We start from the raw sequence: 22,291 nt of genomic DNA on the forward strand, positions 1-22,291 counted from the left end.
CGCGGGGACCGCTTCTCTTCCTCCGCGTCGAGGAATTGACCACGCTGTGTAGGCATACCCGCTACTCAGCGTGGAAATGGGAAAGATCATGATGACGGCTACGGAACGGCGCGATGAAGCAGGGAACAGGGACAGAGTGCGGGCGGCGGATGAGGCGGTGGCACGGTTGCGGGCCGGGCTCGCTTCGGTCGGCGTGAAACTGCCGTCGCTGGGCGTCGACCCGGTGTCGTGCGCGGGCGGTGAGCCGGTTCCGCTGGTCGATCTCGGCCGGTGCTCGATCGAGACGGCGCTGCGCCTGAGCGCCCAGCTCGAAGCGAAGGCGCCCCATGACAGTTGAAGGACATGAGCCGTGTACGCCCGAGCTCGGCACCTTCGCGGTGGACGGCCGTGACGGCCGGGTCGGCCGGGTGATGAGGCGCGTAGGACCGTACGTACGACTGCGGCCGCCGGGGGGCGGCGCGGAGTGGGACTGCCCGCGGGAGTCCGTGCGCCCGGCGCCGCCGGGGGTGGCGCTGCGGGCCCGGGTGAGGGAGATCAACCGGGAGGGGCAGTTGCCGCGATGACCGTCGCGCCGGCCGGAAGCGCCCCGTGCGGAAGCGTGTGCCGGCCGGAAGCGCCCCGTGCTCCCGCCGGCGTCCCGACCCGCGCGCCGACAGGCAGGGGCAGGCCCGTGTGTCCGGGCCCGCCCCCGCCTGTGTCCGGCGGTGGCCGCGTCGTGCCTACCGCAGGCGGTGGCCGACGTAGTAGCTCTCGACCTGCGCGTGGTAGGCCGGGTCGCCGGTGTGCTTGTGCTTGTCGAACTCCGGCGAGTCCTTGATCTGTTCCTTGGTCAGGTCGACGAAGATCGTCCGGTGCTCGGTGTCGATGCCCTTGACGGTGCCGGCGGGCAGGAGCACCTCCTTGCCGAAGATCCAGACGCCGGTGTCGACCACGAGATAGGCCGAGCCCACGTCGTCCGAGTGCTTGTCCACCTTTCCGATACTTCCATCGGTCGCCTCGACCGTGTAACCGGTCAGGTCGGCGCCCGCGGTATGACCGCTTGTCGGCTGGTAACCCCACAGGTGGTCGCTCATCATCGGCTCCTTTCGTGACGGTCCATTCGGTCTCGACAAGGCGGGTGCCCCCGATCATCGAAGACACACACGCGTCAAGAAAGAAATGAAAATGCGGGTGGGCCGGAAATCTCTTTCCGGCCCACCCGCGTCATCGGTCCTGGTGAAGCGCTGTCGCACCGCCTACCAGCGGTACCAGCGGCCACGTCGGCCGCCACTCGCGGCGGGCCGGACGAAGAATCCGATCAGCCAGACGATGAGGACGATCACCGCGATCCACCACAGTGCCTTGAGTGCAAAACCGGCACCGAAAAGAATCAGGGCGAGCAGAAGAACGAGAAGCAGGGGACCCATAGTTATCAACCTCCGACACGTCTGGTGCCCCTTGAACAATTCGATACACCGGTCGCTTGCGGATTCTTTTCCTGGTTGCCCGGCCGCAGGTTCCGGCGCGGGTGCCCGGCCCGGCGTCAGACCCCCGCCGGTTCCTTCGCCGTGGGGTCTCCGGAGTCGCCCGAGTCGCGGTCTCCGGAGGCGGACGCCGGTGTCCCGGGGCGGCCGGTGGGTGTGGCCGTGGGTCCGGCCGCCGCCGGTTTCTGGGAGACGTTGAACTCCTCCAGCAGCGACGCGCTGAAGCCGAAGAAGTACGTGGCGGCGAACCCGGCGACGTAGCCGACGAGCAGGCCGCCCGCGTAGATCGCGACCGTCGTGCCCAGGCCGTGGTTGCCGTCCAGGAGCGGGAACAGGGCCCAGCCGGACGGGCCGATGGCCGTGGAGCCCACCGAGTCGCCGAGCTGGTTGAACAGGCCCACGAAGCCGCCGCCGAACGCGCCGCCCACACAGGCCGTGACGAACGGACGGCCCAGCGGGAGCGAGACGCCGTAGATCAGGGGTTCGCCGACACCCAGCAGGCCCGCGGGCAGGGCCGACTTGATGGTCGTGCGGATCGACTCGTTACGGGGGAGGCGCAGATAGACCGCGGCCGCCGCGCCGACCTGGCCGGCCCCGGCCATCGCGAGGATCGGGAGCAGGACCGTGAAGCCCTGCTGCTCGATCAGCGTGGTGTGGATCGGGATGAGGGCCTGGTGCAGGCCCAGCATCACCAGCGGCAGGAAGAAGCCGCCGAGCAGGAAGCCCGCGCCCGCGCCGCCCGTGGACAGCAGCCAGTCCGCGAACGTGCCGATCGCGGAGGAGACCTCACCGGCCACGAACATCAGGCCGAAGATCGTGACGAGGCCGGAGACCAGGACGGTGAGGGTCGGGGTGACCAGGACGTCCAGGGCCTCCGGCACCCAGCGGCGGCACCACTTCTCGACGTACACCGCGAGGACGGCCGCGCCGAGGGCACCGAGGACACCGCCCTGGCCCGGGGCCAGGGTCTGGCCGAAGGCGTCGATGTTCGCGACGCCCGGGAAGACGATGATCGCGGCGACCGCGCCGCCCAGGATCGGTGTGCCGCCGAACTCCTTCGCCGTGTTGTAGCCGACGAAGACCGCGATCAGCGCCATGAAACCGGAGGCCATCGCGGCGAGCGCGGGGGTGACGGACGGCAGCCAGCCGAGGTTCACCAGCAGGCCGTTGAGGCCGGCGATGATGCCGCAGCCGATCAGGGCGGGGATCAGCGGTACGAAGATGTTCGCGATGCGGCGCAGGAACAGCTTGAACGGGGTGGCGTTCTTCGCCTTCCGCTGCGCCTTGATGGCCGCGCCCTGGGCGGCCAGCTCCTCCGCCGAGACCGGGGCGGGGGTGCCGCCGGCCGGCTCGGCGGGGGCCGGGGCCCGGCCTTCCTCGACCAGGCGCTCGAACTCGGGGGTGACCCGGGCGACGGTGCCCGGACCGAGCACGATCTGGTACGTGTCGTCCTCGACCACGCCCATCACGGCGGGGACGGCCTTCAGGGCCTCGTCGTCGACGAGGGAGCGGTCGTGCAGGCCGAGCCGGAGCCGGGTCATGCAGTGGGCGATCGAGCTGACGTTCGCCGCGCCACCGACGAGCGGAAGGATCGCGGCGGCTGTCGCGCGGTTCTTGTCTTCAGTAGCCATGGTGCGTCGTGCCTTGCTGTGCGGGGGAGTGGTGCGTCAGGTGGTGCGGACGGCCGCGAGTGCGGCGCGGAGGTGGCCGTGCGAGTCGGCGAGGAGACGGGAGGCCGTGGGTCCGTCGACGTCGCCCAGGATGGTGAGGACGGCGTTCTTCACCTCGCCGTCGGTGGCGGCGAGCGCCGCCTCGATCTCCTGGTCGGTGGCGCCGGTGGCGAGCGAGACGATCCGGCGGGAGCGGGCGCGCAGCTTCTCGTTGGAGGCGCGCACGTCCACCATCAGGTTCCCGTACGTCTTGCCCAGCCGGATCATCGTGATCGTCGAGATCATGTTGAGCACGAGCTTCTGGGCCGTACCGGCCTTGAGGCGGGTGGAGCCGGTCAGCAGCTCGGGGCCGACGACGACCTCCAGGCCGTGTTCGGCCGCCGCCCCGAGCGCGGAGTCGGCGTTGCAGGAGAGGCCGAGGGTGAGCGCGCCCCGGGAGCGGGCGTGCTCGACGGCGCCGACGGCGTACGGGGTGCGGCCGGAGGCGGAGATCCCGACCACGGTGTCGTCGGCGGTCAGACCCAGCCCGTCCAGGTCGGCGGCGGCCAGCTCCTTGCTGTCCTCGGCGCCCTCGACGGCGGTGACCATGGCGGACGGGCCGCCCGCGATCAGGCCGATGACCTCGGACGGGTCGGTGTTGAAGGTGGGCGGGCACTCGCTGGCGTCGAGGACGCCGAGGCGGCCCGCGGTGCCGGCGCCCGCGTAGATCAGCCGGCCGCCGCGCGCCATACGCTCGGCGGTGGCGTCGATCGCGGCCGCGATCAGCGGGAGCACCCGGGAGACGGCGGCGGGGACGGTGCTGTCCTCGCCGTTCATGATGGCGGCTATGTCGGCCGTGGGGAGCTGGTCGATCTCGGCCAGCTCGGGGCGGAACGCCTCGGTGGTCAGGGTGGCGAGCTGGGCGCGCAGGGCGTCGTAGCCGTCGGGGGTGGCGGCGTCGGCGTCGGTGGTGGAGGTCATGGACGGCGGCTCTGCTTTCTCGTTCATCATCACGTGCGGGTGCGGGTGCGGGTGCGGGTGCGGGTGCGGGCGACGGCGTCGGCGGGGCGCCGTCAGCGGCTGCGGGGGGCGTGGCGGTGGGCCAGTGCCTCGTACGAGGCGGACAGCGCGGGCGCGGCCGTCTCGTACGTGCGCTGCGCGACGCCTATGAACAGGCAGTCCACGACCAGTAGTTGGCTCGTCCGGCTGGACATTGCCGCAGGCCGCAGCTCGCTCTCCCGGGCGGTCGAGGTGGTCAGGATGTGGTCGGCGTACTGGGTGACCGGCCCGTCCGGGCGTCCGGTGATCGCGATCGTCGTCGCGCCGCGGTCGAAGGCGACCCGCAGCGGCTCTATGACGTCGCCGGTGGAGCCGGAGTGGGTGATGGCGATGGCCACGTCCCCCGAGCGCAGCTGCACCGCGTTGGTCACGGCGAGGTGCGGGTCCGTGTGGGCGTGCGCTATCAGGCCGATCCGCAGGAGCTTCTGCGCGAGGTCCTGGCCGACGAGGGAGGAGGCGCCCACGCCGTAGACGTCGATACGGCGGGCGGTCGCGGCGGCGGACACGGCGGCGCCGAGCTGGACGGTGTCGAGCCCGGCGGCCGTGTCCGCGAGGGTCTGCTGCTCGTCGTAGGCCAGCTTGGCGACGACGTCGGCGATCGGGTCGTCGACGGCGATGTCCGCGGTGACGGCGGGCGCCCGGCCGGACTGCTGATGGGCGGCGAGCCCGGCCAGTGCCAGGCGCAGGTCGCGGTAGCCCGGATAGCCGAGGAGACGGGCGGTGCGGACCACCGTGGCCTCGCTGGTGCCGGTGAGCTCGGCGAGACCGGTGACGGTGAGGGCGGCGCACCCCGCGGGGTCGCCCGCGACGGCTTCGGCCACCCGCTGCATGGAGCGGGTCATGGACGGGGCGAGGGTCCGCACCTTGGCCGCGAGTGCGGCGGGTGCGGGCGGGGAATCGGCGCTGAAACTTTCCTTCACGTCATGGGTCACGTTTGAAAGATATTTTCAACGCGGTGTCCCGTCAACCCCCTTTGGTCCGACCTGTGGAAAACCCTTCCGGACCACCGTCGCGGGCCGGGAGGACGAGCGGGAAGGCCGGCAGGAGGACAATGGAGGCATGGAGTTGAACACCCTGGAACGGGCCCTGCACACCGCACGCGCGCTGGTGATGGCCGATCTCGTCGCGGGCGACGTCGCCGAGGCCCAGATCGTCTCGCTGGTGGAGGACGCGGTCACCCACCGCCGGTGGTGGGTCGAGCAGTGGCCCGAAGGCGTGTCCTACGTCACCGGCCTGATCGCGCAGGACGTCCAGGACGCCCTGCTGGAGCGTTACGGCCGCTGGCCGCTCTGCCCGGTGTGCACGGAGGGACCGCACGCGCTCGACGTCGAACCGGAGCTCGGCGCCGACCCGCACTGGGTCTGCACCGAGACCGCGGTGTCCGTCGCCCCCGTGGGCGGGCTGGCCGGTGTGCTGCGCCGGTGACCGTCTACATCGATCCGCCGACCTGGCCGGGCCACGGCCGCCTCTGGTCGCATCTGGTCAGCGACGTGTCGTTCGAGGAGCTGCACGCCTTCGCCGCCGCCATCGGCTGCCCGCCGCGTGCCTTCGAGCGCGACCACTACGACGTCCCCGAGGCGCACTACGCCGACGCGGTGCGCGCCGGGGCGAGGGAGGTCGGGTCGAAGGAGATCGTGCGCCGGCTCACGGCCGCCGGGCTACGGCGACCGAAGGGCCGCCCGGCGCCGCCCGTTCCGACGACGGCTCCCACCCGGACGACGCCCCTCACTCCGACGCCGCCGCGCCCTCAGACAACGGCGCCCACACAGGGGCCGCCGCTCACTCCGACGACGACGCCGCCCGCTCCGACGACGCGGACCCCGTGACGGGCGCCGTCCCGCTGACGGCCGCCGGGGAGACCGTGGTGCGCGGCCCGGAACCGGCATTCGCGCCCGCCACCCGCAGGGACGGCGTCCCGGCGCCGCCCAGCCGCAGCGAGACCCCCACGGCCGCCAGGCCGACCACCAGCATGGCCGCACCCGCCCACGCGGTCGCCTGGAAGCCGAAGTCCGCGTCGATCACCGTGCCGCCCAGCCAGGGGCCGCTGGTGTTGCCCAGGTTGAACGCGGCGGTCGTCGTCGCGCCCGCCAGCGTCGGGGCGGCGCCCGCCACGTTGAACATCCGGGCGTTGAGCGCCGGGGCGGTGAAGAACGCGGACAGCCCCAGCAGGAACGCCAGCACGACCACCGCCACCTGGCTGGACGCGAACAAGGCCAGCGCCACCAGGAAGACCGTCGACGCGCTGATACCGCTCAGCAGCACACCGAAGAGGTGCGCGTCCGCGACCCGGCCACCGATCATCGTGCCGATGAGGGCGCCCAGGCCGAACAGCCCCAGCACCCAGGGCACCCACCCCGAACCGAGCCCCGCGACATCCGTCAGCAGCGGTGCCAGATAGCTGAACGCGCAGAACACCCCGCCCGCGGCGAGCGCCGTGATGACGATCGACAGCCACACCTGACGGTCCCGGTAGATCGCCACCTCGCGCCTCAGCTGCGGCTTCTTCTCCGGCAGCGGGATGCGCGGGATCCGGGTGACGACCCCGGCCAGGGCGACCGCGGAGGCGGCGCCGACCGCCCAGAACGCCGAGCGCCAGCCGAAGTGCTCACCGAGGAACGCGCCCAGCGGCACCCCCAGCACATTGGCGATCGACAGTCCGCCGATCATCACGGCCATCGCCCTGGCCCGCGCGTTCACCGGGACCATCGCGATGGCGACCGCCGCCCCGACCGCCCAGAAGCCCGCGCAGGCCAGCGCGCTCACCACCCGGGAGACGAACAGCACCTCGTACGTCGGTGCCAGCGCACCCGCGATCTGGCCCACCCCGAAGACCGAGATGAGGGCGATGAGCGTCGTACGGCGGGGCAGCCGCAGGGTGGCCACGGCCAGCAGCGGGGCGCCCACCACCATGCCGATCGCGAACGCGGATATCAGGAGCCCCGCCTGCGGTATCGACACGTCCATGTCGTCGGCGATCGGCGGCAGCAGCCCGGAGAGCATGAACTCACTGGTACCGAGAGCGAAGACCGAGAGGCCGAGGATGTACACGGCCAGGGGCATACGGGCGCGGCGGGACGCGGAGTCAGGCATGACACACAGCAACAGCGATCCGGTGCCCGCCATTCCCCTGTCTCAGCCGGTGAGCAGCTCCAGTTCCGTCGTGACGTTCTGCCGGGCCCTCGGCTCCCACACGGCGGCCCCGTGGGGCGTACGGAACAGCCGGGGTAGCCCCAGCAGATGACGCAGGACGTCGGCCCGTCCCGCGCGGAAGAGGTCGTCGGGGACGAAGCCGTACTCCTCGCGCACCTGGGCCGCGTACGCCGCGTACTCCCTGGGGGCCGACGCCAGGATCGCCAGGTCCGCGTCGCACAGCACCTCGCCGTCCCGGTCGCCGTCCGCCGGATCGTGGGTGACGGTGAGCCGGACCAGCCGGGCCACCTCGGCCGTCGCCGCGTCGGGCACCCCCGCCTCGGGCAGCGCCCGTTCGGCCAGCGCGGCGCTGCGCTCCTCGTTCTCGGAGCGGTCGGGGCGGTAGACCGCGTCGTGGAACCAGACGGCCAGCCGCACCACGTCCGGGTCGGCGGCATGACCGGCCAGGGTGTCCACGTGGTCCAGGACCTGGGCGAGGTGGGCCGTGGTGTGGTAGCGCCGCTGGGGCTCGCCCCAGCGTTCCAGGAGGTGGTCGGCGTACGGCAGGGGGTCGGGGCCGGAGGCCGTGCCCCGTACGGCGACGAGGGCGTCCTGCCAGCGGCGGCGGAGTGTGGAGGCGTCGGTCATACGGCGAGGGTAGAGCGACCGGGGCCGGGGATCTGGACGGGCGGGCGCGGAGGCCGGGACCTTGTCGGGCGGGCCGGCCACTGGTTACGTTGCGGCGGTGACAGAAGCGGCGCTCCCGGCGTACCGGGCGGACCACGGCGCGGCCCCCGCCGCCGCCTCATACGCGATGGACCTCAACGCCGATCTCGGCGAGGGGTTCGGGCGCTGGACCCTCACCGAGGACGAGGCGCTGCTGACCTGTGTCACCAGCGCCAACGTGGCCTGTGGCTTCCACGCCGGCGACGCCTCCGTGATGCGGCGGGTCTGCGACACGGCGGCGGCCCGGGGGGTACGGATCGGGGCACAGGTCTCCTACCGGGACCTGGCCGGATTCGGGCGCCGCGCCATGGACGTACCGGCGGCCGAACTCACCGCCGAGACCGCCTACCAGATCGGCGCGCTCCGGGTGTTCGCCGAGGCGGCCGGCTCCGCGGTCACCTACGTCAAACCGCACGGCGCCCTGTACAACCGCACCGTCCACGACGACGGGCAGGCGGCCGCCGTCGTCGCCGGGGTGCTGCTCGCCGGGGGCCGTCCCGCCGTCCTGGGCCTGCCCGGCTCCCGGCTGCTCGCCCACGCCCGGGAGGCCGGACTGACCGCCGTCGAGGAGGCCTTCGCCGACCGCGCCTACACCCCCCGGGGCACGCTCGTCCCCCGGGGCGAGGAGGGCGCGGTGGTGCACGACGCGGACGAAGTCGTACGCCGGAGCGTCGGCATGGCCGTCGAGCGCGCCGTGACCGGAGTGGACGGCAGCCGGATACCGGTCGGCGCGAGGTCGCTGTGCGTCCACGGGGACACCCCCGGGGCGGCGGCGCTCGCCCGGCGCGTCCGGACCGCCCTGGAGGACGCGGGCGTGACGGTGCGGGCGTTCGTATGAGCGCGGTACGGGTGCTCCCGGCCGGACCGGGCGCCCTCCTGGTCGAGCTGTCCTGCGGTGAGGCGGCCGAAGCCTTCCACGCGGAGCTGCTGCGCCGCCGGTCCCAGGGCGCGCTGCCCGCCGTCCGCGAGATCGTCCCGGGAGCCACCACCGTGCTGCTGGACGGGATCGAACCCGGGGCGGCCGCCGTGCTGGCCCGGGGGCTGACGTCCTGGGAGGTGCCGCCCCTGCGGCGGGGCGGCGGAGAGGCCGTCGAGATCCCGGTGGTCTACGACGGTCCGGACCTCGCCGATGTCGCCGCCGCGTGGGGCGTGCCCGTGGCGGAGGTGCCGCGTATCCACGCGCGGACCGAATTCCGGGTGGCGTTCTGCGGGTTCGCGCCCGGATTCGGCTACCTCACGGGGCTGCCCGGCCATCTGCGGGTGCCGCGCCGGGCCACACCGCGCACCCGGGTGCCCGCCGGCGCGCTGGCCCTCGCCGGGCCGTACACCGGGCTCTACCCGCGCCCCTCGCCCGGCGGCTGGCAGCTCATCGGCCGGACACCCGAACCGGAGGCCCTGTGGGACCCGGGACGTGAACCGGCCGCGCTGCTCGGTCCGGGGTCCCGGGTGCGCTTCGTGCTCGCGGGGGACGCCGGATGACCCGGGGGCCCGGCACGGCCCGGGACGCGCCGCGGGTCCCGCCCCCGGGGCGCGGAGAAGCGAGTGCCGCCGGGCGGGGAGAAGCGAGTGTCCCCGGGCGGCGGGAAGCGAGTGCCGCCGGGCGCGGAGGGGTGGCGTCCGCCGGTGCCCGCCTGGAGGTCGTACGGGCCGGGGCGCTGACGACGGTGCAGGACGCGGGGCGGACCGGCCTGGCGCATCTCGGCGTGCCCCGCGCGGGGGCGCTGGACGGCCCGGCACGGGACCTGGCCAACCGGCTCGTCGGCAACCCTCCGGACGCGGCCGTGCTGGAGACCACCCTCACGGGCTGCGCGGTCCGCGTCACCGGCCCCCGCCCGGTCACCGCCGTGGTCGGCGGGGCGGTGTGCCGGGTGACGGTGGACGGGAGGCCGGCGGCCTGGGGCGCGCCCGTGCGCGTGCCGTCGGGGGCGGTGCTGGAGGCCGGGCCCGCGCTGTCCGGACTCCGCGCCTATCTGGCGTTCGACGGCGGCCTGGTGCCCGAACCGGTGCTGGGCAGCCGGTCGGCAGACCTGCTCTCGGGGCTCGGCCCGCCGGTCCTGCGTGACGGCGACGCCCTGCCCCTGGGCGCGGGCGTTCCGGCTCACGGCTGCCCGGCCGCCGGTCCCGTGCCCTGGCCGGGCGCGCCCGCCGAGCTGGTCCTGCCGGTCCATCAGGGGCCGCGCCACGACTGGTTCACGTCCGCCGCGCTGCGTACGTTCACCACCGCCGTGTACCGGGTCTCGGAGCGGAGCAACCGGATCGGCCTGCGTACCGAGGGACCCGCCCTGGAGCGTGTCCGGGGCGGTGAACTTCCCAGCGAGGGCGTGGTGCTGGGCGCGGTCCAGGTGCCGCCGGACGGGCGGCCGGTGGTGTTCCTCAACGATCATCCGACGACCGGTGGTTACCCGGTCGTGGGCGTGGTCGCCGCGTCCGCGCTCGCCGCGGCGGCGCAGGCGGTCCCCGGGACACCGGTGCGGTTCACGGCGGTCTGAGCGCCGTCGTCAGGAGGCCCCGCCGCCACGTTACCGAAGCGTAACTTACCGGCCGGTTACTTGAGGTAACACCTCGGTGCTAGCTTGCGCTCACCCTGCATCCGACGTGTGCGAGGAGTGAGCCGTGCATCCCCCTCAGACCGCCCGTTCCAGCTCGACCACGCGTACCCCCCACCCAGGTCTCCGCCCCGCCACCCGCCGCCGTACCGGCCGGACGGCGCTGGCGGTCCTCGCCGCGGCGGCCTGCCTCGGCGCCCTCGCCGTACCCGCCGCCTCCGCCGCGACGGATACCGAGCCGGTGGTGTCCCGGGGCGTCACCATCCCCGCCTTCTACACCCCGCCCGCCGGACTGCCCGCCGCCGACGGCGCCCTCGTGCGTAGCGAACCCCTTCCGCTGGGGCTGAGCCTGCCCGGACTGGACGGCAAGCCGATGCCGGGCACGGCGACCCGGCTGATGTACAAGTCCACGGACTCCGCCGGACAGCCCGTCGCCGTCACCGGCGCCTACATCGAACCCTCGGCCCGCTGGAAGGGCTCCGGCCCCCGCCCGCTGGTCGCGCTGGCCTCGGGAACGATGGGCCAGGGCGACCAGTGCGCCCCCTCGCTCGCCCTCCAGTACCCCCTGACCATCGGTGAGGGAACGCTGTCCATCGGCTACGACAACCTGGCCGTCTACCGCTTCCTGGCCCAGGGTGCGGCGGTCGTCGTCACCGACTACGTGGGTCTCGGCACGACCGACCGGCTGCACACCTACGTCAACCGCGTCGACGAGGGGCACGCCCTGCTGGACGCGGTCCGCGCCGCGCGCGGAGTCGCCGGGGCGTCGGTCACCGAGGACTCGCGCGTCGGCCTGTACGGCTACAGCCAGGGCGGCGGCGCCACCGCCGCGGCCGCCGAACTCCAGCCCGCCTACGCCCCGGAGATCGCTCTGGCCGGGACCTACGCCGGTGCGCCGCCCGCCGATCTCACCGAGGTCATGAAGGGCATAGACGGCAGTGCCCTGGCGGGCGCCCTGGGCTGGTCGATCAACGGCTTCGTCCAGTCCGAACCCTTCCTGCGGGCCGTCGTCGACGCCCACACCAACGCGGCCGGCAAGGCCGCCCTCCAGGACACGTCCACCATGTGCGTCGGCGACGCGATCCTCGGCCACGGCTTCACCAAGAGCACCAAGTGGACGGCCGACGGCCGGTCCCTGGCCGACATCATCGCGGCCGAACTCCAGCTCCGGGCGGTGCTCGACCACCAGCGCATCGGCACCCTGAAGCCGACCGGACCGGTGCGGCTGGCGACCGGGATCCACGACGACATCGTGCCGCACGGACAGGCCCGTCAACTGGCGGTGGACTGGTGCCGCAAGGGCGGTGACGTGACGTACGACGCGCTCGTCCTGCCCAACCTCGGAGACAAGATACTCACCAACCACCTCGCGCCCCTCCTCACCGACCAGGGCAAGGCCGTGTCCTGGCTGACCGACCGTCTCGAAGGCAGGCGCACCACCTCCAACTGCTGGTCGATGCCGCTCCAGCCCTGACGCACCCCCGCCCGTGACCGTGCGAGGCCGCGGCGCGTCCGCCCCCACGGACGCCGCCGCGGCCTCGCGTCGTCGCCGGGCCGCGCCGCCGTACGTTCACAGAGGGAGCCGCCGTACGTTCACATAGGGAGCTGCGCTGTCAGGTGGCTGACCCGTAGGCTGGTCAATGGACTAGACCTATAGCCGCTTCCGAAGAATTGGAATCCCATGAGCAACCGTGCACTACTGGAGGTGATCGCACTCGACGCGGAGGACGCGGTCGCGGCCCAGGCGGGTGGTGCGGACCGCCTCGAAGTCGTCACCGACATGGCCGCCGACGGCCTGACGCCCTCCGCGAAGACCGTCGCGGAGATCCGGTCCGCCGTGGACATCCCCATGCGGGTCATGCTCAGGGTGGCGGACGGATTCGCGGCCGGTGACATCGATGTACTGGTCGACAAGGCGCGCGAGATGCGGGCCGAGGGCGCCGAGGAGTTCGTCCTCGGCTTCCTGGACCAGGACGGCCACGCCGACCTGGTGGCCGTCGAGCGCCTCGTCGCCGAACTGGACGGCTGCCGGTGGACCTTCCACCGGGCGATCGACCGCGCCGTGGACCGCGACGTCCTGCGCAAGCACCTCGCCGACATGCCGGGACTGGACACCTATCTGACGGCCGGGGCCGCGACCGGGGTGGACGACGGCATCCCGACCCTGCTGGCCGAGGCGGCCCGCTCGGGACAGCCCGGCTACGAGGCCCGGATCCTGGTGGGCGGCGGCCTCCGCCTGGACCACCTGCCCCGTCTGAAGGGTGCCGGCGTCGACGCCTTCCACATCGGCGGAGCGGCCCGCCCCGGCGGCTGGTCCGGCCCGGTGGACGTGGCGGCCGTACGGGAGTGGCGCGCGGCGATCGACGGGTGACCGAGCCCGGGGACGCCCGCGTGGCCGGACCGCACTCACCCGCCGGGCGACGCCGGGCCGCGCCCGGCGGGTGAGCGCTTCCGGACCCCCGCCCGGTCGCCCCGACCCGGCCCGGTCCCGCCCGGTCGCCACGCCCGGATCAGGCGGCGAGCCGCTCCGGCAGGGGCGCCGCGTGCAGCACGGTCAGTCCTGACACGGCTCGGGTCAGCGCCACGTACAGACGGCGCAGGCCCGTTCGCTCGTCGGGCTCCCCGTCGACCACGGCGGCCGGTTCGTCCAGCACCACGTAGTCGTACTCCAGGCCCTTCGCCAGGGAGGCCGGGACGAGGGTCAGCCGGGAGGCGGCTGTCGTCTCCTCGCCGGGGGAGAGGTGGCCGTGACCGGCCGCGGCGAGCGCGGCGGCCAGGGCCGGGACGCGCGCGTCGGCCGCGATCAGGCCGATCGAGCCCTCCTGGCGCAGCGACTCCTCGCACGCCGCGACCACCGCCGCGTCCAGGGATTCCGGATCCGCCACCTCCCGTACGGCCAGTGAGCCCGGAGCCTCACGCACCGACTCCACCGGGGCCAGACCGGGCGAGATCGCGGGGAGCAGCCGGGAGGCGTACGCGATCACCTCGCGCGGCACACGGAAACCGGCCGTCAGCTCCTCCACCACCGCCTCCGGCTTGCCCAGGTGGAACAGCGCCCGCTCCCAGCTCGCCGTCGACCACGGGGTCGTGCCCTGCGCCAGGTCGCCGAGCACGGTCGCCGAGCCCGTGGAACAGCGCCGGCCGACCGCCCGGTACTGCATCGGCGACAGGTCCTGGGCCTCGTCGACCACCACATGCCCCAGCGAGTGCGTACGCTCCACCAGGTCGGCCGCCTCGTCGATCAGCACCGCGTCGGCCGCCGTCCACCGCGCGGACTTCACACCGCGCGCCGGTTTCGCCGCCAGGAGGTGCTTGCGCTCGTCCTCGGTGAGCAGCCCCTCCGCGTGCGTGCCGAGGAACTCCGCGTCCGTCAGCAGCCGCAGTACGAGCTTCGCCGGGTCCACCGCCGGCCAGATCGCCTTCACCGCCGCCTTCACCGCGGGGTTGCGGGCCACCGCGTTCTGCACCCGGTCGTCGGGCGCCTCACCGGCCTCCTCCATCCGTACGAGCACGGCGTGCGCGATCCGCTGCGGCAGCGCCTCGTGGGCCGCGCCGTACCGCATGTCGCGGGCGAGCAGCTCGCCGACCATCTCCTCGATCTCGTACGCCGGTACCCGCCAGCGCCGCGAGCCGCGCACCACCACGACCGGCTCGGTCGGCGGGGTGACGTGGGAGCGGATCGCCCGGCGCAGCACCTCGGCCATCCGGGCGTCGCCCTTGATCACGGCGGCGGCCGCCTCGTCGGTGCCGCGCACCTCGACCCGGGCCGCCACCAGGTCCTCGACGGTGGCCTGCTTCACCTCCAGCTCGCCGAGCGCCGGGAGCACCTGCTCGATGTAGTGCAGGAAGGAGCGGTTCGGGCCGATGACGAGGGTGCCGGTACGGGCCAGCCGCTCCCGGTGCGCGTACAGGAGGTAGGCGACCCGGTGCAGGCCCACGGCCGTCTTGCCGGTCCCGGGGCCTCCCTGGACGCACACCGTCCCGCCGAGCCCGCTGCGGACGATCTCGTCCTGCTCCGGCTGGATCGTCGCCACGATGTCGCGCATCGGCCCGACACGCGGCCGCTCGATCTCCGCCTGGAGGAGCTTGCTGGTCTGCTCGGCCTCCGCCGGGTCGGTGAGATGCTCGTCCTCGTACGCGGTCAGCTCGCCGCCGGTGTAGCCGAAACGGCGCCGCCGGTCGACGTCCAGGGGGTTGTTCCTGGAGGCCTGGTAGAATGGCTGGGACACCGGGGCGCGCCAGTCGATGACCATCGGGTCGCCGTGCGCGTCGTGGACGTGGCGGCGGCCGATGTAGAACTGCTCGCCCTCGGCCCCTTCGGCCGCCTCGCCGCCCACCGGACGCAGATAGTCCAGGCGGCCGAAGAAGAGCGGGGTGTGCGCCAGATCGGCCAGCGCCTTGATCCGGTCATCCATCTGGGACTGGAGGACCGCGGCGTTGACCCAGTTCGCGGTGACGTCGCGGATGTCCAGGGCCTGCACGTCCTCACGCATGGCGCGCAGGGCGGCACGGGACGCGGCCAGATGGGCGCGTTCGCTCGCGAGCGGATCACCGGACGTACCGGCGGCCGCTGTCTCGGGTGGGGTGGTCGCTTCGTGCGCGGGCACGGTGTTGCCTCCGGCTTTCGACACAGGACGGCGGACCGCGCTCACGGCACGGCCCGCTGAGGACTCTCACGGATGCGCACACGGTGGCCGTGTACGGCTGGTGTCGGCCGGTTTCCGTCCGGTCGGCGGCGCTCCCCCGGCTGCCGGCCGCTACGTCGGCGGGCCGGTACCACGGTGCGGGAGGCGGGCAGACCGGCGAGTGTATCGATCGCGGTGGGTCAGGTCGAACGTATTACGGCGCGTGGCCGTGGCGGACGGGCGCCTGCCCGACGCGGCGCCCGCCGGTGCTCAGCTCCAGTCCTCAGGGCTCGACAACGCCCACGGCCGGCCCGTGTCGGGGTCCACCTCGGCCAGCCGGCGGCGCTGCTCCTCCAGCCAGTGCATGTAGCGGTGCGATCCTCCGCGGATGTCGACGCTGAGCGGGTACGTGTCGTGCTCGTCGGCGACCAGCCTGCGGAGGAACTCGACCATGCCGCAGTCGAAGAGGGTGAAGACGTCGTCCGTGTGCCGGCCGCAGACCAGGACGGGCCACCTGTCGGGCTCGGGATCGGCGGTCAGCCAGCACAGGATGTCGGGGCCGGAGGTGACGCCCCACGCGAGGATGTGCTCCGGGTCGATGCCGGGACCCGCCTGGCCATCCCGCACCTCCATCTCCCAGGTGTACCGCGCGTTCGCCGTCTCCTCCTCGAAGGTCCCGGGACACCACAGGGGGTACTCCCGCGGGGGCAGCGGCATCAGGACGCCGACCTCGGAGAAGGAGCCGGCTCCGTACACGGACATGAAGGCCGTGTAGTCACGGGGGAGCCGGGTGCCCCACCGCGCCTCGGCCGCCCGCCGGTCGATCCTCTCGTCCGCGCCGAGGTCCGGGGGCAGGATCTCGGCCAGCGCGGCCAAGGACGCGTCCATCAGCTTCTCCCTGTTCGTCGTTCGTTCCGCCACCGATGTCGTCACATGCCGGGGGAGGAGGCGGCGGGTCCGTCCCGTAGGGGACGGCATGGCACCTGGGGTCTACCCGCGCCGCCGCCCACTTCAGCCCCCGGGCCGATGCCCGGACGGGTGGGCGCGACGCACCATGGGACACATGACCAGCGCCTACCTGAACCCCAGCAGCACCGGCCCCGCGCACCGCGCGAACGCCGGTCACCCCCGCAGCCACCGCCTCGGGGACGCGGTGCGCGCCGTCGCCGTCTTCGCGCGCACCGCCTTCGGGGTGGCCGTCCTCGGAGAGTTCGCCGAAGAGGCGGGCGTCGTCCGCCGCCACCACTGAGCCCACCGGCCGCTTCAGCCACTTCCGAGGCTTCGGCTCAGCTCTCCGGGTCGGGCTCCGCGAGCAGTTCGTCCGCGTCGACGATCCGGTACGCGTACCCCTGCTCGGCCAGGAACCGCTGCCGGTGCGCGGCGAAGTCCTGGTCGACCGTGTCGCGGGCGACCACCGAGTAGAAGCGGGCCTCGTGCCCGTCCGCCTTCGGCCGCAGCACCCGGCCGAGCCGCTGCGCCTCCTCCTGGCGCGACCCGAACGTCCCCGATACCTGGATGGCGACCGTCGCCTCCGGCAGGTCGATGGAGAAGTTCGCGACCTTCGACACCACCAGCACGCTGATCTCGCCCTGCCGGAACGCCTCGAACAGCTTCTCGCGCTGGGCGTTGCTGGTCTCCCCCTTGATCACGGGGGCGTCCAGATGCTCACCGAGCTCGTCGAGCTGGTCGATGTACTGCCCGATGACGAGGGTCTGCTCGCCCCGGTGCTTGCGTACGAGCGCCTCGGTGACCTTCCGCTTTGTCGCGGTCGTGGCGCAGAACCGGTACTTCTCCTCGGTCTCGGCGGTCGCGTACGCGAGCCGCTCCGAGTCGGTGAGGTTGACGCGGACCTCGACGCAGTCGGCGGGCGCGATGTACCCCTGCGCCTCGATCTCCTTCCACGGCGCGTCGAACCGCTTGGGCCCGATGAGCGAGAAGACGTCCGACTCGCGGCCGTCCTCGCGCACCAGCGTCGCCGTGAGCCCGAGGCGCCGCCGGGCCTGGAGGTCGGCGGTGAACTTGAAGACGGGGGCGGGCAGCAGGTGCACCTCGTCGTAGATCACCAGACCCCAGTCGCGGGAGTCGAACAGTTCCAGGTGCGGGTAGACGCCCTTACGGCGGGTGGTCAGCACCTGGTACGTGGCGATGGTGACCGGGCGGATCTCCTTGCGCGTACCGCTGTACTCGCCGATCTCGTCCTCGGTGAGCGAGGTCCGCCTCACCAGCTCGTGCTTCCACTGCCGGGCCGAGACGGTGTTGGTGACCAGGATCAGCGTCGTCGCCTTGGCCTCGGCCATCGCACCGGCCCCGACCAGCGTCTTGCCCGCGCCGCAGGGGAGGACGACGACACCGGAGCCGCCGTGCCAGAACCCGTCCACGGCCTGCTTCTGGTACGGGCGCAGCGACCAGCCGTCCTGGGCGAGCTCGATCGGGTGTGCCTCGCCGTCGACGTACCCGGCGAGGTCCTCCGCCGGCCAGCCGAGCTTCAGCAGCGTCTGCTTGATCTGCCCGCGCTCGGAGGGGTGCACGGCCACGGTGTCCGGGTCGAGGCGGGCGCCGACCAGCGGCTGGACCTTCTTCGAGCGGAGGATCTCCTCCAGCACCGGCCGGTCGTTGGTGGTCAGCACCAGCCCGTGCACCGGGTGCTTGGAGAGGGTGAGCCGGCCGTACCGCGCCATCGTCTCGGCGATGTCGACGAGCAGTGCGTGCGGCACGGGGTAGCGCGAGTACTCCACGAGCGCGTCGACGACCTGCTCCGCGTCGTGGCCCGCGGCGCGGGCGTTCCACAGGCCGAGGGGGGTGACCCGGTAGGTGTGGATGTGCTCGGGCGCACGCTCCAGCTCCGCGAAGGGGGCGATGGCACGACGGCAGGCCTCGGCCTGGTCGTGGTCGACTTCGAGGAGCAGCGTCTTGTCACTCTGGACGATGAGGGGTCCGGTCACGCGCGTCGGCCCTTTCTGGTCTGCCTGTGCCCTGCTGCTGGGGTCCGCCGCCGGGCGGCCGCGAACGGCCAAACGTCCAGTGTGCCGCATCGGGGCCGCGACCGGGTGGGCGCGCGGGACCGCGATCACGGCGTCCGCCCGGCTCGTGGGCCGCGCGGCGGAACGGTCATAGCGTGGAGGGATGGACGAAGCGGAAGCGGAAGATCCGGCGCCGGGCGCCGACGACCCGGGCTTTCCGGCCTACCACGCGCCCCGGTGCTCCGGCCTTGGCGAGCTGGACAGCCTGCTCACCGGGTGCCGTGCCTGCCCCCGGCTGGTGGCCTGGCGGGAGGAGGTGGCCCAGGTCAGACGGGCGGCCTTCCAGGACTGGGACTACTGGGCCCGGCCCGTGCCCGGCTTCGGGCCCCCGGACGCGACGGTGGCCGTCGTGGGGCTCGCGCCCGCCGCGCACGGAGGCAACCGGACGGGCCGGATGTTCACGGGCGACGCCACCGGCGACTTCCTCTTCGAGGCCCTGCACACCCTGGGCCTGGCCTCGCAGCCCACCTCCGACCACGCCGGGGACGGCCTCACCCTGCACGGCGTACGGCTGACCTCCCCGGTGCACTGCGCGCCCCCGGCGAACCGGCCCACCCCGCTGGAACGCGACACCTGCCGGTCGTGGCTGGCGGCCGAGCTGGACCTGCTGAGCCCGGGGCTGCGCGCGGTGGTCGTCCTCGGCGGCTTCGGCTGGCAGGCGCTCCTCCCGGTCCTCGCCGAGGCGGGCTGGCGACTGCCCCGCCCCCGCCCCGCCTTCGGCCACGGCGCACACGTGGTCCTGCCCGCCACGGAACGCCGACAGGAAATGCACCTGCTGGGCAGCTACCACCCCAGCCAGCGCAACACGTTCACCGGCCGGCTCACGATGCCGATGCTCGTCGACGTGCTCCGGGAGGCGGCGGGGATCGGGGGGCTGGGGCAGCCCTCCGGGCACACCTGCCGACCGGAGAGGCCGGTGCGTCCCCCTGAAGGGTGAAAACGCTGGCTGATGTCGTTGGACGGGCGGTATCGTCAGTTCTTGACGATACCGCCCGCCCAACGACATCGTCCGATGCGTGGAGGAGGCGCCATGCTGCTTCGGTTCCAGGTCACGAATCACGCGTCGCTCCGGGAGGAGCAAGAGCTTTCCCTGGTGGCCGCAGACCGTCACGCCGAACGGGCGGAGGCGCGGACACCCAACGGTGACGTCCGCGCGGTCCCGGTATGCGCTGTCTACGGCACCAACGCATCCGGCAAGTCGAACGTCATCGACGCCGTCGGCTGGATGAGACGGGCCGTGCTGTCGTCGTTCCGGCATTGGGACCCCAGCGGCGGAGTGCCGCGTCGCCCGTTCGTCCTGCGCGACGACGCCGCCGCGCATCCCAGTTCGTTCGCGGTCGATTTCGTACTGGGCGGGGTGCACCACCAGTTCGGTTTCTCGGTGAACGACGACCGGGTGACGGAGGAATGGCTCTACTACTACCCCGAGGGCCGGCAGCGCAGGCTCTACGAGCGGGGAGACGACGGCGCTGTGACGTTCGGGCGCTGGCTCACGGGGAGACGCAAGCTCATCGCCGAACTGCTGCGCCCCAACAGCCTGTATCTCTCGGTGGCGGCGGCGCAGGGCCACGAGCAGTTGGGAGAGGTGTACCGGTGGTTCCGTTCCGGTCTGCGCATGGCGACGGATCGGGACTTCTCACAGCGACTCGACCACACCGTCCAGCTGTGTCAGGCCGACGGGGGCCGACAGGGCACTCCTGTCATGGCCATGTTGCGCTTCGCCGATCTCGGAGTATCGGGTCTGGACATCAAGGAGTGGGACGAGGCCGTCCTGGAGGACCACAAGCGCATCACCGAGGCACTGCGCGAGGCCCTGGGTGACAAGGTCAGGGTGCAGGAGGAGAGCAAACGGAGAGTCAGGGTCGAGCACCGGACGGACGAAGGAGTGTTCCCGCTGGACCTCAGGGAAGAGTCGAGCGGGACCCGCACCTGGATCGGACTCGTCGGTCCGGTCGTGACGACACTCGCCGACGGCGGAGTGCTCTGCGTGGACGAACTCGACGCACGACTGCACCCGTACCTGGTCGACGCTCTGGTCGGCATGTTCCAGTCCCGCGACATCAACCGGACCGGAGCGCAGTTGGTCTTCAGCACGCATGAGGCGGCGCTGCTGGGACGGAACGTGCGTACCGAACTCTTCCGCGACCAGGTGTGGTTCACCGAGAAGGACCCGCGCACACTCGCCACCCGGCTGTTCCCCATGACGGAGTTCTCGGTCCGGGATTCGACCGACAACCTGGAGAAGCGTTACCTGGGCGGACGGTACGGAGCGGTGCCGTACTTGGATGACGAACTGCTGCGGGACATGGTCGCGGCGTTCCGGCATGGGGGTGTCAATGAAGCGGGGAAAGCCGCTGAGGCGGCCGAAGGGCGTGCGTCAGGAGCAGCGTAGGTTCCTCATCTACTGCGAGGGGGAGTGCACGGAGAACCAGTACTTCCGTGGTCTGAGGTCGGACTTACGCGCCCTTCCCGTCCAGATCTGCATGGGCGGGGAACACGGTGAGCCGAAATCCGTCGTCCGTGCGGCGATCGAGCACAAGAAGCGGGCCGCGCGTTCGCCGCAGGACCGCTGGACGGAATACGACGAGGTCTGGTGCGTGCTCGACGTCGAGGCGCCGACCCCGCACGCCGGCCTGAGCGATGCGCTACGACTGGCGGAACGGCACGGCATCGAAGTGGCGCTCACCAACCCCTGCTTCGAGTTGTGGATCATGTTGCACTTCACCGAGGTGTCGGGCTACCAGACGTCCACGCCGCCCAGAAGGCGTTGGAGAGGCTTGGGTCCTGTGGCTACTCGACCACGCGCAAGCACCTGGACTACGAGAGCCTGCGCGAGGGGCATGCGTATGCCGAGCAGCGCGCGAGCGCGTTGAGGAAGCGTGGGTCGAACGGGTACGCGTCCAATCCGTGGACGGATGTGGACAGGCTTGTCGGGTTGTTGAGAAGGGCGCGGCACACCTCGACGTGAGCGGGCGGCATGCGGGGGCACGCCGCCACTGCCGACAAGGGAGGCGCCCGGGGCGCTCAGGAGCGGCTGGTAGAAAGGGATTTCGCGCCGACAGGCCGTCGGCCGCGGGGGAGGAAAAGCCATGACACAGCCGCCGCCCTGGCCGCAGCAGCCGGACGGGCCGCAGCCGCAACAGCCCCAGCAGATGGACGGGCCGCAGCCCCAGCAACAACCGGTACAGCAACCGCCTCAGCAGCCCCAGTCGCCGTACGATGCGTCCCGGCCGGGATACGGGTACCCGCAGGGCGGGCAACCCGTGGCGGACAACCCGTATGCGCAGCAGGCACCCCAGCCCCAGCCGCAACAGCCCTCGCACGCCCCGCAGCCTTCCCAGCCCCCGCAGGCTCAGCAATACCAGCCGTACCAGCAGCCCCCGCACCATGCCTCGCCGTACGGCGGGTACCCGTCCCCGCCGCCTCCGCCCCCCGGGCCCCCGGTCCCGGTCCCGGTACCGGCGTCCGGTGCCGGGAAGCGGCGGGCCGGGCTGGTCGCCGGGGGTGCGCTGGTGGCTCTCGTGCTGGTCGGCGGTGGGGTGTGGTTCGCGCTCGGTGACGGGGGCGATGACGCCAAGGCGCCCACGGCGCACGGGAGTCCGGGTGTCTCCGAGACCGGTCCGGGTGTGACGGACGAGCCCACCGCATCGGAGCCGCTTGTGGAGGGGCCGTCCGCCGAAGGGTCGGCGGGGGAGGAGTCGTCCTCGGTCCCGGAGCTGCCGACGCCCACCGGAACCGGGCTCCAGGCCGTGTGGCGGGCCCCCGACTCCACCATGCTGGCCCTGGGTGACGCGTACGAGGACGAGCCCCGACGTGTGAACGCGGTCCTCAGCGACGGGAACGGCTTCGAGTGCAAGGGCCGGTGGCAGAAGGACGACGGTGGCGGCCTGGTGGTGGCGCTGCTCTGCGAGCAGGACGGGACCAAGGTCGAGGACAAGGACCGGCTCGGTGAGATCGAGCAGAGCGGGGACACCCTGACCGTGACGTGGAAGAAGGGGACCACCGGCACGGAGTCCTTCGAGCGGTTCCGGGACATGGATCCCGCCTGATCGAACCTGTGCGGGCTGTCCTGAC

General features: G+C 72.7%; 23 protein-coding genes and 1 pseudogene. 14 read left to right on the forward strand and 10 right to left on the reverse strand.

Features of this window, described 5'->3' with window-relative positions:
- Window positions 1-76 precede the first annotated feature (76 nt).
- Together B9S64_RS18590 and B9S64_RS35090 are read left to right on the forward strand one after the other, a co-directional pair.
- Window positions 77-337 carry a hypothetical protein gene (locus B9S64_RS18590; protein ID WP_258037780.1) on the forward strand — a complete coding sequence of 87 codons (261 nt, stop codon included), beginning with the start codon at window positions 77-79 and terminating at the stop codon, window positions 335-337.
- Complete coding sequence (locus B9S64_RS35090) at window positions 327-563, forward strand: hypothetical protein (protein WP_103490259.1); 237 nt, start codon at window positions 327-329, stop codon at window positions 561-563. Before B9S64_RS18590 ends, B9S64_RS35090 begins: the two co-directional genes overlap by 11 nt.
- Before the next feature lie 156 nt (window positions 564-719).
- On the opposite strand, the gene B9S64_RS18600 is transcribed toward B9S64_RS35090, so the two are convergent.
- The 5 genes from B9S64_RS18600 to B9S64_RS18620 all read right to left on the reverse strand — a co-directional run bounded on the left by B9S64_RS18600 (window position 720) and on the right by B9S64_RS18620 (window position 5,103).
- Window positions 720-1,073, reverse strand: coding sequence for a PRC-barrel domain-containing protein (locus tag B9S64_RS18600; protein WP_028439462.1), 354 nt, complete (start codon window positions 1,071-1,073; stop codon window positions 720-722).
- A gap of 162 nt (window positions 1,074-1,235) precedes the next feature.
- Window positions 1,236-1,406 (reverse strand): hydrophobic protein, encoded by a 171-nt coding sequence (locus tag B9S64_RS18605; RefSeq protein ID WP_103490260.1) that lies wholly within the window; start codon window positions 1,404-1,406, stop codon window positions 1,236-1,238.
- Window positions 1,407-1,522: 116 nt separating this feature from the next.
- Window positions 1,523-3,094: a PTS transporter subunit EIIC gene (locus tag B9S64_RS18610; protein WP_103490261.1), complete on the reverse strand. Its 1,572-nt coding sequence runs from the start codon at window positions 3,092-3,094 to the stop codon at window positions 1,523-1,525.
- Window positions 3,095-3,130: 36 nt separating this feature from the next.
- A complete protein-coding gene (murQ, locus tag B9S64_RS18615) occupies window positions 3,131-4,093 on the reverse strand; it encodes an N-acetylmuramic acid 6-phosphate etherase (protein WP_103490262.1) in 963 nt (320 codons plus the stop codon).
- 92 nt (window positions 4,094-4,185) lie between these two features.
- Window positions 4,186-5,103, reverse strand: coding sequence for a MurR/RpiR family transcriptional regulator (locus B9S64_RS18620; RefSeq protein WP_103490263.1), 918 nt, complete (start codon window positions 5,101-5,103; stop codon window positions 4,186-4,188).
- A 127-nt stretch (window positions 5,104-5,230) separates the two neighbouring features.
- Between B9S64_RS18620 and B9S64_RS18625 the strand changes: the two genes are divergently transcribed.
- Both B9S64_RS18625 and B9S64_RS18630 read left to right on the forward strand, forming a co-directional pair.
- Entirely contained in the window at window positions 5,231-5,596 is a 366-nt protein-coding gene (locus tag B9S64_RS18625; RefSeq protein ID WP_103490264.1) for a hypothetical protein, read from the forward strand.
- Window positions 5,593-5,859 (forward strand): annotated as a pseudogene (locus B9S64_RS18630) (DUF4031 domain-containing protein); the annotation flags it as partial. The gene B9S64_RS18625 and the pseudogene B9S64_RS18630, both read left to right, overlap by 4 nt.
- A 91-nt stretch (window positions 5,860-5,950) precedes the next feature.
- On the opposite strand, the gene B9S64_RS18635 reads toward B9S64_RS18630, so the two are convergent.
- Together B9S64_RS18635 and B9S64_RS18640 are read right to left on the reverse strand one after the other, a co-directional pair.
- The gene (locus B9S64_RS18635) at window positions 5,951-7,231 is read right to left on the reverse strand and encodes a Cmx/CmrA family chloramphenicol efflux MFS transporter (protein ID WP_103490273.1); all 1,281 of its coding nucleotides are present in this window, start codon (window positions 7,229-7,231) and stop codon (window positions 5,951-5,953) included.
- 72 nt (window positions 7,232-7,303) lie between these two features.
- Window positions 7,304-7,948: a hypothetical protein gene (locus B9S64_RS18640; RefSeq protein WP_103490265.1), complete on the reverse strand. Its 645-nt coding sequence runs from the start codon at window positions 7,946-7,948 to the stop codon at window positions 7,304-7,306.
- A gap of 166 nt (window positions 7,949-8,114) precedes the next feature.
- Between B9S64_RS18640 and B9S64_RS18645 the strand changes: the two genes are divergently transcribed.
- The 5 genes from B9S64_RS18645 to B9S64_RS18665 all read left to right on the forward strand — a co-directional run bounded on the left by B9S64_RS18645 (window position 8,115) and on the right by B9S64_RS18665 (window position 12,943).
- On the forward strand, window positions 8,115-8,864 hold the full coding sequence (locus B9S64_RS18645) for a LamB/YcsF family protein (protein WP_103490274.1): 750 nt from the start codon (window positions 8,115-8,117) through the stop codon (window positions 8,862-8,864).
- A complete protein-coding gene (locus B9S64_RS18650) occupies window positions 8,861-9,505 on the forward strand; it encodes an allophanate hydrolase subunit 1 (protein ID WP_103490266.1) in 645 nt (214 codons plus the stop codon). The genes B9S64_RS18645 and B9S64_RS18650 overlap by 4 nt, the downstream gene beginning before the upstream one ends.
- Window positions 9,502-10,515 carry a biotin-dependent carboxyltransferase family protein gene (locus B9S64_RS18655; protein ID WP_103490267.1) on the forward strand — a complete coding sequence of 338 codons (1,014 nt, stop codon included), beginning with the start codon at window positions 9,502-9,504 and terminating at the stop codon, window positions 10,513-10,515. Before B9S64_RS18650 ends, B9S64_RS18655 begins: the two co-directional genes overlap by 4 nt.
- Window positions 10,516-10,639: 124 nt before the next feature.
- The gene (locus B9S64_RS18660; RefSeq protein ID WP_103490268.1) at window positions 10,640-12,046 is read left to right on the forward strand and encodes a lipase family protein; all 1,407 of its coding nucleotides are present in this window, start codon (window positions 10,640-10,642) and stop codon (window positions 12,044-12,046) included.
- Window positions 12,047-12,253: 207 nt separating this feature from the next.
- Window positions 12,254-12,943: a copper homeostasis protein CutC gene (locus tag B9S64_RS18665; protein WP_103490269.1), complete on the forward strand. Its 690-nt coding sequence runs from the start codon at window positions 12,254-12,256 to the stop codon at window positions 12,941-12,943.
- A 139-nt stretch (window positions 12,944-13,082) separates the two neighbouring features.
- Here B9S64_RS18665 and B9S64_RS18670 read toward each other — a convergent pair whose 3' ends face one another.
- Entirely contained in the window at window positions 13,083-15,179 is a 2,097-nt protein-coding gene (locus B9S64_RS18670; protein ID WP_103488766.1) for a UvrD-helicase domain-containing protein, read from the reverse strand.
- Window positions 15,180-15,467: 288 nt separating this feature from the next.
- Window positions 15,468-16,085 carry an SMI1/KNR4 family protein gene (locus B9S64_RS18675; RefSeq protein ID WP_103488765.1) on the reverse strand — a complete coding sequence of 206 codons (618 nt, stop codon included), beginning with the start codon at window positions 16,083-16,085 and terminating at the stop codon, window positions 15,468-15,470.
- Window positions 16,086-16,260: 175 nt separating this feature from the next.
- On the opposite strand from B9S64_RS18675, the gene B9S64_RS18680 reads away from it, so the two are divergent.
- Window positions 16,261-16,446 (forward strand): hypothetical protein, encoded by a 186-nt coding sequence (locus B9S64_RS18680; protein ID WP_103488764.1) that lies wholly within the window; start codon window positions 16,261-16,263, stop codon window positions 16,444-16,446.
- 37 nt (window positions 16,447-16,483) lie between these two features.
- On the opposite strand, the gene B9S64_RS18685 is transcribed toward B9S64_RS18680, so the two are convergent.
- Window positions 16,484-18,139, reverse strand: coding sequence for a DNA repair helicase XPB (locus B9S64_RS18685; RefSeq protein ID WP_103488763.1), 1,656 nt, complete (start codon window positions 18,137-18,139; stop codon window positions 16,484-16,486).
- 181 nt (window positions 18,140-18,320) lie between these two features.
- On the opposite strand from B9S64_RS18685, the gene B9S64_RS18690 reads away from it, so the two are divergent.
- The 4 genes from B9S64_RS18690 to B9S64_RS18705 all read left to right on the forward strand — a co-directional run bounded on the left by B9S64_RS18690 (window position 18,321) and on the right by B9S64_RS18705 (window position 22,266).
- Window positions 18,321-19,154, forward strand: coding sequence for a uracil-DNA glycosylase (locus B9S64_RS18690; RefSeq protein WP_103488762.1), 834 nt, complete (start codon window positions 18,321-18,323; stop codon window positions 19,152-19,154).
- A gap of 93 nt (window positions 19,155-19,247) precedes the next feature.
- Window positions 19,248-20,609 carry an ATP/GTP-binding protein gene (locus tag B9S64_RS18695; protein ID WP_103488761.1) on the forward strand — a complete coding sequence of 454 codons (1,362 nt, stop codon included), beginning with the start codon at window positions 19,248-19,250 and terminating at the stop codon, window positions 20,607-20,609.
- Window positions 20,554-21,090 (forward strand): RloB family protein, encoded by a 537-nt coding sequence (locus B9S64_RS18700; protein WP_103488760.1) that lies wholly within the window; start codon window positions 20,554-20,556, stop codon window positions 21,088-21,090. Before B9S64_RS18695 ends, B9S64_RS18700 begins: the two co-directional genes overlap by 56 nt.
- A 216-nt stretch (window positions 21,091-21,306) precedes the next feature.
- A complete protein-coding gene (locus tag B9S64_RS18705; RefSeq protein WP_103488759.1) occupies window positions 21,307-22,266 on the forward strand; it encodes a hypothetical protein in 960 nt (319 codons plus the stop codon).
- The last annotated feature ends 25 nt before the right edge of the window (window positions 22,267-22,291 follow it).

This window comes from Streptomyces sp. SM18, assembly GCF_002910775.2.
In the GTDB taxonomy this organism is placed as follows: Bacteria; Actinomycetota; Actinomycetes; order Streptomycetales; family Streptomycetaceae; genus Streptomyces; species Streptomyces halstedii.

Excerpts from the sequence above, each read along its gene's own strand:
- B9S64_RS18590 (WP_258037780.1), top strand. The coding sequence starts at position 77 with ATGGGAAAGATCATGATGACGGCTACGGAACGGCGCGATGAAGCAGGG.
- B9S64_RS35090 (WP_103490259.1), top strand. The coding sequence starts at position 327 with ATGACAGTTGAAGGACATGAGCCGTGTACGCCCGAGCTCGGCACCTTC.
- B9S64_RS18600 (WP_028439462.1), bottom strand. The coding sequence starts at position 1,073 with ATGAGCGACCACCTGTGGGGTTACCAGCCGACAAGCGGTCATACCGCG.
- B9S64_RS18605 (WP_103490260.1), bottom strand. The coding sequence starts at position 1,406 with ATGGGTCCCCTGCTTCTCGTTCTTCTGCTCGCCCTGATTCTTTTCGGT.
- B9S64_RS18610 (WP_103490261.1), bottom strand. The coding sequence starts at position 3,094 with ATGGCTACTGAAGACAAGAACCGCGCGACAGCCGCCGCGATCCTTCCG.
- murQ (WP_103490262.1), bottom strand. The coding sequence starts at position 4,093 with ATGACCTCCACCACCGACGCCGACGCCGCCACCCCCGACGGCTACGAC.
- B9S64_RS18625 (WP_103490264.1), top strand. The coding sequence starts at position 5,231 with ATGGAGTTGAACACCCTGGAACGGGCCCTGCACACCGCACGCGCGCTG.
- B9S64_RS18635 (WP_103490273.1), bottom strand. The coding sequence starts at position 7,231 with ATGCCCCTGGCCGTGTACATCCTCGGCCTCTCGGTCTTCGCTCTCGGT.
- B9S64_RS18640 (WP_103490265.1), bottom strand. The coding sequence starts at position 7,948 with ATGACCGACGCCTCCACACTCCGCCGCCGCTGGCAGGACGCCCTCGTC.
- B9S64_RS18645 (WP_103490274.1), top strand. The coding sequence starts at position 8,115 with ATGGACCTCAACGCCGATCTCGGCGAGGGGTTCGGGCGCTGGACCCTC.
- B9S64_RS18650 (WP_103490266.1), top strand. The coding sequence starts at position 8,861 with ATGAGCGCGGTACGGGTGCTCCCGGCCGGACCGGGCGCCCTCCTGGTC.
- B9S64_RS18655 (WP_103490267.1), top strand. The coding sequence starts at position 9,502 with ATGACCCGGGGGCCCGGCACGGCCCGGGACGCGCCGCGGGTCCCGCCC.
- B9S64_RS18665 (WP_103490269.1), top strand. The coding sequence starts at position 12,254 with ATGAGCAACCGTGCACTACTGGAGGTGATCGCACTCGACGCGGAGGAC.
- B9S64_RS18675 (WP_103488765.1), bottom strand. The coding sequence starts at position 16,085 with ATGGACGCGTCCTTGGCCGCGCTGGCCGAGATCCTGCCCCCGGACCTC.
- B9S64_RS18680 (WP_103488764.1), top strand. The coding sequence starts at position 16,261 with ATGACCAGCGCCTACCTGAACCCCAGCAGCACCGGCCCCGCGCACCGC.
- B9S64_RS18690 (WP_103488762.1), top strand. The coding sequence starts at position 18,321 with ATGGACGAAGCGGAAGCGGAAGATCCGGCGCCGGGCGCCGACGACCCG.
- B9S64_RS18695 (WP_103488761.1), top strand. The coding sequence starts at position 19,248 with ATGCTGCTTCGGTTCCAGGTCACGAATCACGCGTCGCTCCGGGAGGAG.
- B9S64_RS18700 (WP_103488760.1), top strand. The coding sequence starts at position 20,554 with ATGAAGCGGGGAAAGCCGCTGAGGCGGCCGAAGGGCGTGCGTCAGGAG.
- B9S64_RS18705 (WP_103488759.1), top strand. The coding sequence starts at position 21,307 with ATGACACAGCCGCCGCCCTGGCCGCAGCAGCCGGACGGGCCGCAGCCG.